The sequence below is a fragment of the Flavobacterium sp. GSP27 genome, assembly GCF_003970395.1.
In the GTDB taxonomy this organism is placed as follows: Bacteria; Bacteroidota; Bacteroidia; order Flavobacteriales; family Flavobacteriaceae; genus Flavobacterium.
The window spans coordinates 1-13,172 of record NZ_RYDP01000021.1 but is presented as its reverse complement, the minus strand read 5'-3'; the positions used below and the strand labels follow the sequence as shown (position 1 = coordinate 13,172).

Annotated in this window: 16 protein-coding genes; 8 read left to right on the top strand and 8 right to left on the bottom strand. The window is 32.1% G+C overall.

Features of this window, described 5'->3' with window-relative positions:
* Positions 1-52: 52 nt before the first annotated feature.
* On the bottom strand, positions 53-1,264 hold the full coding sequence (locus EKM05_RS13845) for a hypothetical protein (RefSeq protein ID WP_126556220.1): 1,212 nt from the start codon (positions 1,262-1,264) through the stop codon (positions 53-55).
* A gap of 115 nt (positions 1,265-1,379) precedes the next feature.
* Here EKM05_RS13845 and EKM05_RS13840 point away from each other — a divergent pair, with 115 nt between their 5' ends.
* Complete coding sequence (locus EKM05_RS13840; RefSeq protein WP_126556217.1) at positions 1,380-2,441, top strand: oxidoreductase; 1,062 nt, start codon at positions 1,380-1,382, stop codon at positions 2,439-2,441.
* A gap of 68 nt (positions 2,442-2,509) precedes the next feature.
* On the opposite strand, the gene EKM05_RS13835 is transcribed toward EKM05_RS13840, so the two are convergent.
* From EKM05_RS13835 to EKM05_RS14705, 5 genes are all read right to left on the bottom strand, one after another.
* Complete coding sequence (locus tag EKM05_RS13835; RefSeq protein ID WP_126556214.1) at positions 2,510-2,968, bottom strand: sensor of ECF-type sigma factor; 459 nt, start codon at positions 2,966-2,968, stop codon at positions 2,510-2,512.
* Between the two features lie 36 nt (positions 2,969-3,004).
* Positions 3,005-3,421, bottom strand: coding sequence for a hypothetical protein (locus EKM05_RS13830; RefSeq protein WP_126556211.1), 417 nt, complete (start codon positions 3,419-3,421; stop codon positions 3,005-3,007).
* A 33-nt stretch (positions 3,422-3,454) separates the two neighbouring features.
* Entirely contained in the window at positions 3,455-3,997 is a 543-nt protein-coding gene (locus EKM05_RS13825; RefSeq protein ID WP_126460635.1) for an RNA polymerase sigma factor, read from the bottom strand.
* A gap of 64 nt (positions 3,998-4,061) precedes the next feature.
* Positions 4,062-5,183: an SRPBCC family protein gene (locus EKM05_RS13820; protein ID WP_126556208.1), complete on the bottom strand. Its 1,122-nt coding sequence runs from the start codon at positions 5,181-5,183 to the stop codon at positions 4,062-4,064.
* Between the two features lie 275 nt (positions 5,184-5,458).
* Positions 5,459-5,647: a hypothetical protein gene (locus EKM05_RS14705; protein WP_126460641.1), complete on the bottom strand. Its 189-nt coding sequence runs from the start codon at positions 5,645-5,647 to the stop codon at positions 5,459-5,461.
* 83 nt (positions 5,648-5,730) lie between these two features.
* On the opposite strand from EKM05_RS14705, the gene EKM05_RS13810 reads away from it, so the two are divergent.
* Entirely contained in the window at positions 5,731-6,117 is a 387-nt protein-coding gene (locus tag EKM05_RS13810) for a nucleoside triphosphate pyrophosphohydrolase family protein (RefSeq protein ID WP_126455620.1), read from the top strand.
* A 96-nt stretch (positions 6,118-6,213) separates the two neighbouring features.
* On the opposite strand, the gene EKM05_RS13805 is transcribed toward EKM05_RS13810, so the two are convergent.
* Entirely contained in the window at positions 6,214-7,281 is a 1,068-nt protein-coding gene (locus EKM05_RS13805; protein WP_126460644.1) for a branched-chain amino acid aminotransferase, read from the bottom strand.
* A 297-nt stretch (positions 7,282-7,578) separates the two neighbouring features.
* Between EKM05_RS13805 and mnmD the strand changes: the two genes are divergently transcribed.
* Positions 7,579-8,241 carry a tRNA (5-methylaminomethyl-2-thiouridine)(34)-methyltransferase MnmD gene (gene mnmD, locus EKM05_RS13800; protein ID WP_126460647.1) on the top strand — a complete coding sequence of 221 codons (663 nt, stop codon included), beginning with the start codon at positions 7,579-7,581 and terminating at the stop codon, positions 8,239-8,241.
* Positions 8,242-8,406: 165 nt separating this feature from the next.
* Positions 8,407-8,604 carry a hypothetical protein gene (locus EKM05_RS13795; RefSeq protein ID WP_126455626.1) on the top strand — a complete coding sequence of 66 codons (198 nt, stop codon included), beginning with the start codon at positions 8,407-8,409 and terminating at the stop codon, positions 8,602-8,604.
* A 30-nt stretch (positions 8,605-8,634) separates the two neighbouring features.
* Here the strand turns inward: EKM05_RS13795 and EKM05_RS13790 are convergent, their stop codons facing one another.
* The gene (locus EKM05_RS13790; RefSeq protein WP_126460650.1) at positions 8,635-9,576 is read right to left on the bottom strand and encodes a LysR substrate-binding domain-containing protein; all 942 of its coding nucleotides are present in this window, start codon (positions 9,574-9,576) and stop codon (positions 8,635-8,637) included.
* Between the two features lie 117 nt (positions 9,577-9,693).
* Here EKM05_RS13790 and EKM05_RS13785 point away from each other — a divergent pair, with 117 nt between their 5' ends.
* The 4 genes from EKM05_RS13785 to can all read left to right on the top strand — a co-directional run bounded on the left by EKM05_RS13785 (position 9,694) and on the right by can (position 13,065).
* Positions 9,694-10,173, top strand: a complete 480-nt coding sequence (locus EKM05_RS13785) for a Dps family protein (protein WP_126460653.1) — start codon at positions 9,694-9,696, stop codon at positions 10,171-10,173.
* Positions 10,174-10,308: 135 nt separating this feature from the next.
* Entirely contained in the window at positions 10,309-10,584 is a 276-nt protein-coding gene (locus EKM05_RS13780) for a hypothetical protein (protein WP_231507420.1), read from the top strand.
* A 90-nt stretch (positions 10,585-10,674) separates the two neighbouring features.
* Positions 10,675-12,339, top strand: coding sequence for a SulP family inorganic anion transporter (locus tag EKM05_RS13775; RefSeq protein ID WP_126460656.1), 1,665 nt, complete (start codon positions 10,675-10,677; stop codon positions 12,337-12,339).
* 90 nt (positions 12,340-12,429) lie between these two features.
* On the top strand, positions 12,430-13,065 hold the full coding sequence (gene can, locus EKM05_RS13770) for a carbonate dehydratase (RefSeq protein WP_126460659.1): 636 nt from the start codon (positions 12,430-12,432) through the stop codon (positions 13,063-13,065).
* Positions 13,066-13,172 lie beyond the last annotated feature (107 nt).

Here is a 13,172-nt window from a genome sequence, read left to right as displayed (position 1 = left end):
AAAAAGAAACACGGTTTAGGGAGCCGTGTTTCTTTTTTTGTATTTAAGATTTTTAGGAGCTTCTATTTTCATTTTTTGAAGAAGAATTGCCTCTTTGAGATTCCGTTCTCTGAGGACCTGATGCTCTTGATGTGTTGCCTCTGTTTTGAGATTCCGCTCTTTGCGGTGCTGCTTGCCTGGAAGGACTTGTTCTGTTTTGAGAATATTCTCTGGATGATTCAGCTCTTTGCGGTGCTGCTTGTCTGGAAGGACTTGTTCTGTTTTGAGAATATTCTCTGGATGATTCAGCTCTTTGCGGTGCTGGTTGTCTTGAAGGACTTGTTCTGTTTTGAGAATATTCTCTGGATGATTCAGCTCTTTGCGGTGCTGCTTGTCTTGAAGGACTTGTTCTGTTTTGAGAATATTCTCTGGATGATTGAGCTCTTTGCGGTGCTGCTTGTCTGGAAGGACTTGTTCTGTTTTGAGAATATTCTCTTTGCACTATTGCTCTTCTATTAGAATAACCGGTTTTATTTCTGGATACTCTTCTTTGATCTAATTCATGGCGGTTATTTACAGTACTATTTCTTCTGGAAAAAGACGCATTTGGATGTTGTCTTTCATATCCGTTTGAACGTCTTGAATTGTGTAAAACTACTGCACGATTACTTCTACGGTTATTGACATAGTTATAATTGTTGTTGATATTCAAATTAATGTTTATGTTATTTATGTATCTAAAAACGGGAAATGGATTCCAAGCATAATAATAGGACGGATAATAATTCCAATTCCAAGTGGAATAGTAAGGGCGGTAATTAGTAGACCAGAAGGATGCATAAATTACTGGAGTACTGTAATAAACTGGCTCATAAATGTAATTTTGTCCATACATAAATTCATTACCAACTATTTGTACATGAATTTTATTGTTTCTGTCTTTCTCAACATCAATTGTTGCAACATCTTGGTAGATATCTTCATCAATCACTGACTGAACGATGATGAGATGGGTTCTGTTTTCTACCGTTTCAATAATCCGTAAATAGTCAACTTCATTATCATTATTCAAATCTAAATTTGATATTTGCAGCTCAGGATCATTAAGGCGTCTTTCAAAATCCTGCAGGTCTCTAGAATCACCAAAGATATCAGCAACAGCTCTCAGATCAAGATTATCACTGATTTCGGCATTCACAGCATTTACGTATGTTCTGTTTTGTGCCTGTATTTGTGTTGCGAAAACAGCGGTCAACAGACTCAATAGTAATAGTTTCGTTTTCATAATTAATTGGATTAAGTTTTTCCTTTTTTTCAATATCCAATTACTGTGCCAATATAATTTGGGTGCTATTTGTATTTATATTATTAATTGTAAATTAGCCTTAAAATGTACAAAAATGAAAAATATTTTTTTAGTGCTGTTGGTTTTAAATGGATTTGTATCCTGTAAAACAAGTGTTTATAAATCGGAAAAGTTACATAACGTTAGTTTTCAGTCCGTTGAAATTGATACCTTATTTCAAGATCAAATAAGTATCAGAGCGATTCAAATTGATAAAAACAAAATCTGGTATGCTGCTGATAAAGGTAGATACGGGTTATATAATTTAGATACCAATCAAAAAATAGAGCACAAAATCACCAAGGATTCTTTGATACTTGATTTTAGGAGTATCGCTCAAACAGCCAATCATATTTTTATTCTCAATGTGGCAAATCCTGCAGTGTTGTATCAAATTTCAAAAGAGGAAAAGGATTCACAAATAGTATATCAGGAAAGCCATGAGAAGGTCTTTTATGATAGTATGCAATTTTGGGACGATACAGAAGGTATTGCTATGGGAGATCCAATCGCTGATTGTCTTAATATTATTACAACGCGTGATGGAGGCCGATCATGGAATAAAATTCCGTGCGATAAATTACCAAAAGTGATGCAAGGCGAAGCTGCTTTTGCGGCAAGCAATACTAATATTGTAATTAAAGGGAATAATACATGGATTGTTTCTGGTGGAAAAAAATCAAGGGTTTTTTATTCCCCTGATAAAGGAAAGTGTTGGACCGTTTTTGAAACTCCAATGGCACAAGGAAAGGCAATGACCGGAATTTTTACTGCCGATTTTTATGATGCAAAAATCGGTTTTGTAGCAGGAGGGGATTATGAAGATCAAAACCAGAATTTTTCCAATAAAGCCCGTACTGCGGATGGTGGGAAAACATGGGGGCTTATTGCTGAGAATCAAGGATTTGGGTATGCTTCCTGTGTGCAATATATTCCTGAAAGCAATGGTAAGAAACTCGTTACTGTGGGGACTTCAGGGGTTTATTACTCCTCGGATGGTGGTGAATCATGGCAACAAATAGCAAAGGATAAAAGTCTTAATACGCTCCGGTTCATAGATAAAAAAACGGCTGTTGCTGCAGGGAAAAATAAAATGATTCGGATCAATTTTAAATAACAAAAACATCCTAAGCTCAAGTTTTTACTTGTGTTTAGGATGTTTTATCGAACTAATAAAAAAAGATGTTATTTTTTATGCGCTTTGTTGCGGTATTGTTGCAACAGCTTTCTATTGAAGTCTTCCTCTGCTTTTTTAAGTTTTAAAATTTTTACAGATGGTAATATTTCTCTCAAATTTTGAACAAATTTCTTCCGTAAAAAAAACAATTCTTCTTCGGTTTCTTCTATTTGAACTAAAAATGAATTGGATTCTTTCTCCGTGATTTGATCTAAAGATCCATCATTCATTCTTCTCATGAAACTTTTCATTTTCTGATGTCTTAATTCAAATTGTTTGTCATCAAACAGGTTGTAAATAGGCCAGAATTTTTCGGCTTCACTAGTGGTCAAGTTTAACTCAGTCGTCAAAAAGGCTACTTTCAAAGCTTTAATTTGTTCTTTTTTCTCTTTCATGTTTTCATGTTGACCATAAAAATTAAAGGAAAGAAGTAGCAACAGTATTGGGAATATTTTTTTATATTTCATTTTTGTTTTATTTATTGTAATCGGTGAACGCGTTTTTTATTCTAAAAGAAGATGCTCCAGATTAGCATTTTCGGATAAATGATCCTCTATAGCTTCATCTTCTAAAACTTCATTGTCTGCTTTAATATTATTGATATCTTCGGTTTCTAATTCACTTATTAAATCATAAGGGTTTACACTCGATTGATAGGTTAAATAATTTTCCAGAGTGAGTGTGTCTATTTCGTTAGGGTTGCTTGCTGACGGGCTTAAAACAGGAGTCATCAGGGCTATTACTAAAATTGCTGCAACCATTAGAATCCTGTTTTTTCTTTTTTGAAAAATAGAAATTACTTTTGGCTCCTCTATGGGTAATTGCTTCATCATTTTTGCTGAAAAATTTTCAAAATAATGGTCAGGGATCTTAAATCCAGTCTCAATTTTGGGCTCGTTTTCTAATTTAAATGTTTTCATACTATTCATTAGACAGTGGTATTGCAAAAAGGTTTAATTAGTAGATACAAATGCTTCTATTTTTTTTACAGCAAGGTGATAGGAAGCTTTTAATCCTCCAACTGAGGTGCCTAAAATAAGAGATATTTCCTCGTATTTTAGTTCTTCAAAATATTTCATTTTAAAAACTAACTGTTGTTTTTCAGGTAATAAAGCAATTGCTTTTTGTAATTTTAGTTGAATTTCGTTTCCATCAAAAAACACATCAGCTTCGAGATTATCAATAGTTTTACTTTGTAAAATTTCAGACGATACCGTATTGATTTTTGATTTTTGTTTCAAAAAAGTCAATGCTTCATTAGTAGCAATACGATACATCCAAGAGAAGAGTTTACTGTCTCCTTTAAAATTTTTTAAATTTTGAAATATTTTGATAAAAGTATTTTGCAAGATATCATCCGCATCATCGTGATTTAAAACAATGTTACGAATGTGATTGTATAACGGTCTTTGATACTCTTGTAACAACTGCTGAAACGCTTGATTTTGTGTTTTAGAGTTCAACAAGTTATTTATATATTCCTGTTCGTCTTGCAAATTTTTTATTTATGAATTTAGAATACTCTTTATCAAAAAGGTTTAATTCGGTGGAAAGATAATATTAAAATTCAGATTGTTCTTCTTCCTTTTTTTGTGCAGGTTCCGGTGTTTTTACCGCTGGAGGTTTATTGATTGCTGCTGGAGCAAAGACTTTAGCAGGAATTACTTTTGGTTTTATTGGAAAGTAAATGTCAGTAATCCACTTTGATGGATTTTTTATTTCCGCTTTGCCGATGGTATAGTTCTCTAGGTGTGAAAATTTAGTGTCAATACTTATTTTGTTAGCATTGCTGTACGCTGTTGTTTTATCTAGCGCTTTTTTTATGTGTGAATAATCACCGGTTAAGGTTGTTTTCAAGGCTTCGAAAGGTTCGAGTTTACCGGATAAAATATCACTGCCTGAACTGGTTAAAATTTGATTTTTTATAGGGATACAAAAAGACAATCTACTCAATCCATTTACTGGATCGTAAGTGTGATAAATAATAAAAGGCTTTCCATTCAATTCTATATTGTTTTGTTCACAAAAAAGAATGATTTTTGGAAAAACGATTCGGGCATTTTTAGTGATATTTGAAATTTTGCTTGTAAAAGTTTGGTGCAAATAAAAAGTTGCTAGTTTTTTTACCACACCTTTTACCTTTATTTGATGGGTATTTATCTCGTAAACTAGTGTTTTGTCTAGATTAGCCAAGCTTTTTTCCTGCATGGCACCTATAACTGTATCGATACCGCCGTTTAAAGCAGCAGTGATCTTCATAACGAAACTCATTTTTCCGGTGGTTTTCCAGGTGACCTTTGTTCCGCCAACCGTGTCTTTTAAACTCAAGAAAACGGATGATACCCCTCCGTTGTAATTTATTTTTTGAGAAATACTTTCATTTTCTTTTACAAAAACCGTTTGCATATCCCCTTTGACTTCTTTTCCTTCCCAAGTGAAGGAAGCTCCCTTTCCTACAGTGTTTTTAGGATAGGTGATTATAATTTCAGGATCTTCAACGATCCAGGCACCAAAATCCTGCCAATTTTTATAATCATTAACAAAATTAAATACCGTTGATTTAGGAGAATTAATAACATGACTTCTTTGTACAGCGAATTCCCCTTTTTGTGTAGCTACAAAAATGGATAAAGCCACTAAACTAAGCAGCAACAAAAGAAATAAATATTTTATAATCCTCATGATATCTAATTGTATTAATTTTTGTAAAGTTAAAAATTTAATTTACAAGTCGCCAAAAGTGTTAAATAAAAAAACGCGACTTAAATATTTTAATTGAATAGTTGTTTTACGAAAGGAATACTTTAGGAGAAGGAGTTCTAGAATAAAATTTATAGGGGACATGTTCAGGTAGCACTATTTGGCACCTTGCACTAATTAGCAATTAGGATTTGTTTTTAAAATAAGAAAAGAACAAATTAAAAAAAGTCCTCTTTTCAGAAGACATTTAAAAAAAACTAACGTTTGAAAAAGACTTTTATCAAAAATAAAATGCCAATAAAAACTCCAAACCCAATTAAAATTTTATAATTTCCTTTATAAAATTTTCGGTGTAACGCTAAATCTTTTCGGTAGGCATAAATCATTGCAATACTGAATGCAACAAAAAAAAAGCCGGCAAAAATGAATTGTCCCTGACTAAACATACTTTATATTATTTTTGACAAATTTAGCTATTTGTTTAATAATAGTTTGCTAATTTGTATTTTCATTTAATAAAATTTAAATTATGCAAAAACAAATTAATGCCGTCAAAGAATTCCATACCGCTTTCAAAATTGGGCATAGCGAAACTCCAATAGCCGGCTTAGCTGAAACCAAACATATCCTTCGTTTCAATTTGATGAAAGAAGAGAATGAAGAATATTTAGAGGCTGTTCAGAATAATGATTTAATAGAAATTGCCGATGCATTAGGCGATATGATGTACATTTTATGCGGAACGATTATTGAGCATGGACTGCAAGACAAAATAGAAGCCGTTTTTGATGAAATTCAACGTAGTAATATGAGTAAGTTGGGTCAGGATGGGGAGCCTATTTACCGTGAAGATGGTAAGGTCATGAAAGGGCCAAATTATTTCAAGCCTGATTTCTCTAAAATAATTGGTAAATAGAGGTAGAAATTTCAGAAATTCTTTGATGATGTGTATGATATAAAAAAGCGATTTTCACACTGAAAATCGCTTTTTTTTAATTTTTAAATCTTTGAATTATACTTTAACAGTCCAGCCAAAAGGATCCGCATCTAATTTATTTTGGATATTTTCTAATTTAGTTTTCAGTTGCAAAGCCATTGTGTTTTCAATTTTTGGTAATTCATGATACACATCCTGATAGGAGAATCCTGAAATGGGACTTACCACAGCAGCTGTTCCTGCACCAAAAATTTCTTTTAAAGTTTCGTTTTTAAATGCCTCAACAAGTTCAGATACTAAAACTGAACGAATTTCTACATTTATACCTTCACTCTTTGCTAAATCAATCAGTGTTTTTCGAGTAACACCATCAAGTATTCTTTCACTTACAGGAGCCGTTAATAATGTGTCATTTATTCTAAAAAACACATTCATAGTACCGGCTTCTTCTAATTTTGTGTGTGTGGCATCATCAGTCCAGATTATTTGTTGAAAGCCTTCTTTATTTGCTAAATTAGTTGGATAAAATTGGGCTGCATAATTTCCGGCTGCTTTTGCAGCTCCTATTCCACCATTAGCCGCCCTGCTGTAATGCTCCGCAATTATTACTTTTACATCACCTGAATAATAAGAGGAAACAGGCGATAAAATAATCATGAACTTATATTCATTTGATGGGTTTGCAATTACTCCGGTACCTGTTGCAATCATAAAGGGTCTGATATATAAGGCATTTCCTTTTCCTTTTTTTATCCATGCTTCGTCTAATTGCAGCAATTGATTTAAACCATTCAGGAATATATCTTCTGGAACTTCCGGCATAGCCATCCTAACAGCAGAGGTGTTGAAACGGCTGTAGTTTTGATCGGGTCTAAAAAGCCAAACGTCATTGTTCTCATCTTTGTACGCTTTCATACCTTCAAAAATAGCTTGACCATAATGAAAAACTCTTGACGATGGATCTAACAAAAAAGGTGCGTAAGGCTTAATGACTGGTTGTTGCCATTCCCCATTTTTAAAATCACATTCAAATAAATGATCTGAAAAAACAGATCCAAAGCTTAAACTTTTAAAATCAACTTCATTTATTTTTGAAGTGGGTGCTTTAATTATTTCAATTTTGCTAGTTTGAGTTGTACTCATGATAATGTATTGTTTATTTTTATATGTTACTACAATTGGGTATTAAAATCTTGATTATGCAAAAAGAACTTTAATAATTGCAAAATTAAATAAAAATCACTAAAATACTTGACAAAACACCATTAATTATAGCCTTTACGTACGATTTATTTATTTTTGAAAAAACAGAAAAAATCAGCATCAATTTTATGGGATTTGCATAATAAATGTACTTTATTTAGGACAATCATTTTAGTTTTGATTAAATTTGGACTGCTCATATAATTATAAAACTTCAAATAACCTCAAATAATAATTTTGAAAAGAGAAATAATACAAACACTTGATGGTTCCACAACCATACGAATAGAGGAATGGGATGAGTGTTATCATTCTAAACATGGAGCCATTCAGGAAGCGCAACATGTCTTTATTAAAAACGGACTTTCCTTATTTCAAAATAAAGCGGTTTCTATTTTAGAAATTGGTTTTGGTACCGGATTGAATGCTTTTATTACCTTATTAGAAGCAAAAAAAATGAATCAGTCTATCGATTATGTTGGCGTAGAGGCATATCCTATATCTCCTGACGAAGTTTTATGTATGAATTATGTTACAGAGTTGAATGCTGCTCAAGAAAGTGACATTTTTATAGCAATGCATCAAAGTGTCTGGGGAGAGAAAATAGCGCTTAGTAATGATTTTTTGTTGACTAAAAGAAAGCAGTTTTTTGAAGTAATTGACGACAATAACACATTTGATTTGATTTACTTTGATGCTTTTGGTTACAGAGTGCAGCCTGAATTATGGAGTACGGATATTTTTAAAAGAATGCATACAGCACTGAAAAGTAATGGAGTTTTAGTGACTTATGCAGCCAGAGGAGTTGTAAAAAGGAGCATGTTAGAAGTAGGTTTTACGGTTGAAAAATTAGCCGGACCACCAGGAAAAAGAGAAATGTTCAGAGCTACTAAAAAATAAATGTTTGTTAAGTAGCTTATTATCAATAATATATTATATTTTTGATCAAAAGTAGTACGAAAAATAAAAAAACTAAAAACTACGTTAAATAACTATGTTCTAGTTGTAAAAAATGTATTTTTACATCACTTTCAATTAAAATCTAACCTAAAATCTTCATTAATTATGTCGAAAATCATGTATGATTATACTAAATCAGTTTTAGAAAGAGTAAGCTTTGATGTTATGCTTTTTAGCAAAGAATTAGAAAAAGCTATTAAGACATTATTGCCCTATGAAATGGATCAATTACGGGAGTGGTTATTAAATTTCACTATTGGTAAACCGGAACTAAAGCACTGTTTACTAATAGTAAATTCATAGTAAAAAAGGAACCATAAACGGTTCCTTTTTTTATTTTTTTGCGATGGGACTTATTATCTGAACATTTTGAAAAACAATTGCTCCTTTTACAACTCCTGTTATGGTATTTCGAAGTGCATCTATTATTTGAATTTTTAATTCGCTTTTAGGAAAAATCAAACTGACTTCTCTTGCAGGCTTAGGTTCTTTAAAATGACGAAGTTTTAGCTTGTCTTTTTCTTTTAAATCTAAGGTATGCAAATAAGGAAGCAGCGTTGTTCCCAGACCTTCATCAGCTAGTTTTATCAAGGTTTCAAAACTGCCACTTTGTATTTGAAAATGGTTGATTTCATTTTTACCAGTACTCTTGCATAAGTTTAAAATTCCTTCTCTAAAACAATGTCCGTCTTGTAATAATAAAATTTCATCCAAGTTTAAATCTGAAACTTCTATTTCTTCTTTTTGAAAATTATGGTGGTTTTCAGGGATGTACGCAACAAAAGGTTCGAAATACAAGACTATTTCTTTAATTTTTTCTTCCATCAAAGGAGTTGCGGCAATTGCAGCGTCCAGGTGTCCATTATTGAGTTTAATAATAATTTCTTCGGTATTTAACTCTTCAATAATAAGTTTTACTTTTGGATATTTTTTTATAAAATTATTTAGAAACATTGGCAATAAAGTAGGCATGATTGTTGGAATGATGCCTAATCTAAATTCACCGCCTATAAAACCTTTTTGTTGTTCAACAATATCTTGTATTCTATCAGCTTCATTGACTATATTTTTTGCCTGGTTTACAATTTTATACCCGATATCAGTGAGCTGGATTGGTTTTTTGGTACGGTCAAATATTTGAATACTTAATTCTTCTTCTATTTTTTGAATTTGCATACTCAGTGTAGGTTGAGTAACAAAACATTTTTCTGCAGCAAGAGTGAAATTCTTGTGTTCAGCTACTGCAAGTACGTATTTTAATTGAGTAATTGTCATGGTTATAATTATATCTGATACAAATTTAATAAAACAATAACTTTTTATTATAGTGTTTTTCGTTAATCTTACACTAAATTTGTCATATAACGGAAATAAATATAAAACAACATTAAAATGAAAACAAATATTTTAGGTTTACCGGTAAAAGAGTCAGAATTAATAGCAACTGAACTAAATGTTTTGTTAGCTAATTTTCAAGTATATTATCAAAATTTAAGAGGAATTCATTGGAATATTAGAGGAAAGCGTTTTTTTGATTTGCATGTAAAATTTGAGCAATTATACACGGATTCTCAAATAAAAATTGATTTAATTGCTGAAAGAGTTCTCACTGTTGGTGGAACGCCGCTCCATACGTTTGAAGACTATATAAAAAACAATCAATTAGTAGTTGGTAAAAATATTTCAAATGATGAAAAAGCAGTACATTTAATTGTTACATCACTATCTCATTTATTAAAGATTGAAAGAGTAATTCTTGACAAATCGGCACAAATCAATGATGAAGGTACAAATGCGATGATGAGTGATTTCATTTCAGAACAAGAAAAGACAATCTGGATGATGCAGGCCTGGCTTGAAGAAAGTTTGTAACACTTAAAATTCAAAAAAAAACCAGATAAAAATGATGCATTTTTATCTGGTTTTTTTTTGAATTTTATTTTTTTTAAAATAAATAAAAACTGTTACTTTTATTATAAACTAAATTCTATTTTTGCGACAATGAAAATGATATCTAAAATATTTTTAATTCTATTTTTAGCTTTCCTTGTCACCCCAACTATTGTTGCGGTGATTGAGAAAAGTTCAGATATCTCTGTTTTCTATAGTTTTTCTGAAGAGGAACACGTTCACAAAGAAATTAAAGTATTATTTAGTTCTGAATCTTCTTTGGAAATAATTATTGCAACAAAATTATCTTCTAGTGCTATTCTTTCTGAAAATTTATCAAAGCATGATAATATTACCTCTTCTATATTTATACTACCACCCAACCAAGTTTAAGACAGTGTTGGTTTTAGTGTTTCTTAAATCAATTTTCACATACTTTCAACGTGAAAACAGCTCTTTGTATTCAATCTTTAGTTTGGTATTATGACAAGAAAAATTAATCTTTTTGCTACCCTTAAATCTGATTTTGCATCAGGATTAGTGGTTTTTTTAGTAGCTTTGCCCTTGTGTTTGGGTATTGCAATGGCTTCGGGTGCTCCATTATTTTCAGGAATTATTTCAGGAATTGTTGGAGGAATTGTCGTTGGGTATTTAAGTACATCACACATCAGTGTTTCAGGCCCTGCAGCAGGTCTTACCGCAATTGTTCTTACCGCAATAACGGATTTAGGTGCATTTGATGTTTTTTTGACGGCTGTTTTTATAGCAGGTCTAATACAATTAGTTCTAGGATTTCTTAAAGCAGGAAGTATATCTAATTATTTTCCAACAAATGTCATCGAAGGAATGCTGGCCGGTATTGGAATTATAATTATTTTAAAACAATTGCCTCATGCCTTTGGATACGATAGCGATTTTGAAGGCGATTTAGCTTTTATGCAAAAGGACGGAGGTAATACATTTTCAACCTTATTAAATATTTTTGATTATATTCAGGTTGGATCTATAATTATCACTTTAATCTCTGTAACGGTATTGATTTCCTGGAATAAAGTCCCTTTTTTGAAAGATTTAAAATTAGTTCCTGGTGCATTGGTTGCTGTAGTTTTAGGTGTTGTTTTGAATGAGATTTTCATCAGAACAGGAAGTCCGTGGGCTATTACTAACGAGCATTTAGTTTCTTTACCGGTTCCTACCAGTCTGGAGGAATTTAAGACGATTATAGTTACTCCCAATTTTTCTGGGATTTCGAATCCAAAAGTTTGGATAGTAGCCTTTACTATTGCAATAGTCGCTTCGATAGAAACGTTATTGAGTATTGAAGCAGCAGACCGAATGGATATTCAAAGACGTTATACGCACACTAATATGGAATTGAAAGCACAAGGTGTTGGAAATGTGATAAGCTCACTTCTAGGAGGTCTTCCCTTGACCTCGGTAATTGTGCGTACCTCAGCAAATTCTAATTCAGGTGCTAAATCAAAGATGTCTACTATAATTCATGGGGTACTATTATTAGTGAGTGTACTTGTAATTCCTGTTATCCTGAATAAAATTCCATTGGCTACATTAGCCGCAATTTTAATTTTGGTTGGTTACAAGTTAGCTAAACCAGCCACTTTCAAACATTTTTTGGAAAAAGGGAAATATCAATTTGTTCCTTTTATTGCGACTCTATTAGCAGTTGTTTTTACGGATTTATTAAAAGGGGTGGCATTAGGAATTGTCATCAGTATTATTTTTGTTTTAAAAGGAAACCTGAAAAGAGCTTACAGTTTTAGAAAAGAAGAATATGAAGATGGTGATGTTATCCACATTGATTTGGCGCAAGAAGTTTCTTTTTTGAACAAAGCAGCCATCAAATATACTTTAAACGAGATTCCTGAAAATTCTAAAGTGATAATTGATGCCAAAGACACCGTGTATATAGCGCATGACATTTTAGATTTGATATATGAATTCAAAACAACAAGAGCTATAGATCATAATATAAAAGTCAAACTCAAAGGATTTAAAAAAGCCTATGATTTAGAAAATACTCAAGAAACCAAAAACCATGTAACTATTGAGCATTATTATGATGCAGCAAAAAGGGTAATGGTTAAACGAGAGGTGCCTGACGAAGAATTCACTAAAAATAAAAATTAATTTCGCACTAATAAATTTAAAAATGAGTCCTTTACAAAGCATTAATTTGTCACTAAGTAAGGATATAAACAAAATAAGTACACAACGATTATGAGTGATTTTTATAAAAAAATACTGGAAAATAATGAAAAATGGGTAGAAACATCTTTGGCTTCTGATCCTAATTATTTTGAAGACCTGGCCAAAGGGCAAACACCACCCTTATTATGGATAGGCTGTTCTGACAGCAGGGTTCCTGCAAATGAAATTATAGGAGCTAAACCAGGCGAAGTTTTTGTTCATAGAAATATTGCTAATATGGTGGTTCATTCAGATATGAATATGTTGAGTGTACTGGATTACGCAGTAAATGTATTGAAAGTAAAACATGTACTGGTATGCGGACATTATGGTTGCGGCGGTGTCAAAGCAGCTATGGGTAATGATTCTATTGGTATCATTGACAACTGGATTCGTCACATAAAAGATGTCTATCGTTTGCACAGTGCCTACTTAGATTCTATTTTAGATGAAACAGAGCGATTTAACACTTTTGTAGAATTGAATGTTAAAGAACAAGTTTTTGATTTGGCTAAAACTTCAATTGTTCAGGCAGCATGGCGAAATGGTCAGGACTTAACCTTACACGGATGGGCTTATGGTCTTAATTCCGGTTTTGTAACGGATTTAGAGGTGAATATCAGTTCCGAAAAAGATTTGGATGAAGTCTATCAGTTGAAATTTTAATCCCCAAAATTTGTAATAAATAAAAGCCGCTTTTTGGACATGCCCCAAAAAGTTAGACACTATTTGGGGCATTTTTTATGGAAAAAAAAGTAAAATATGATTATGCA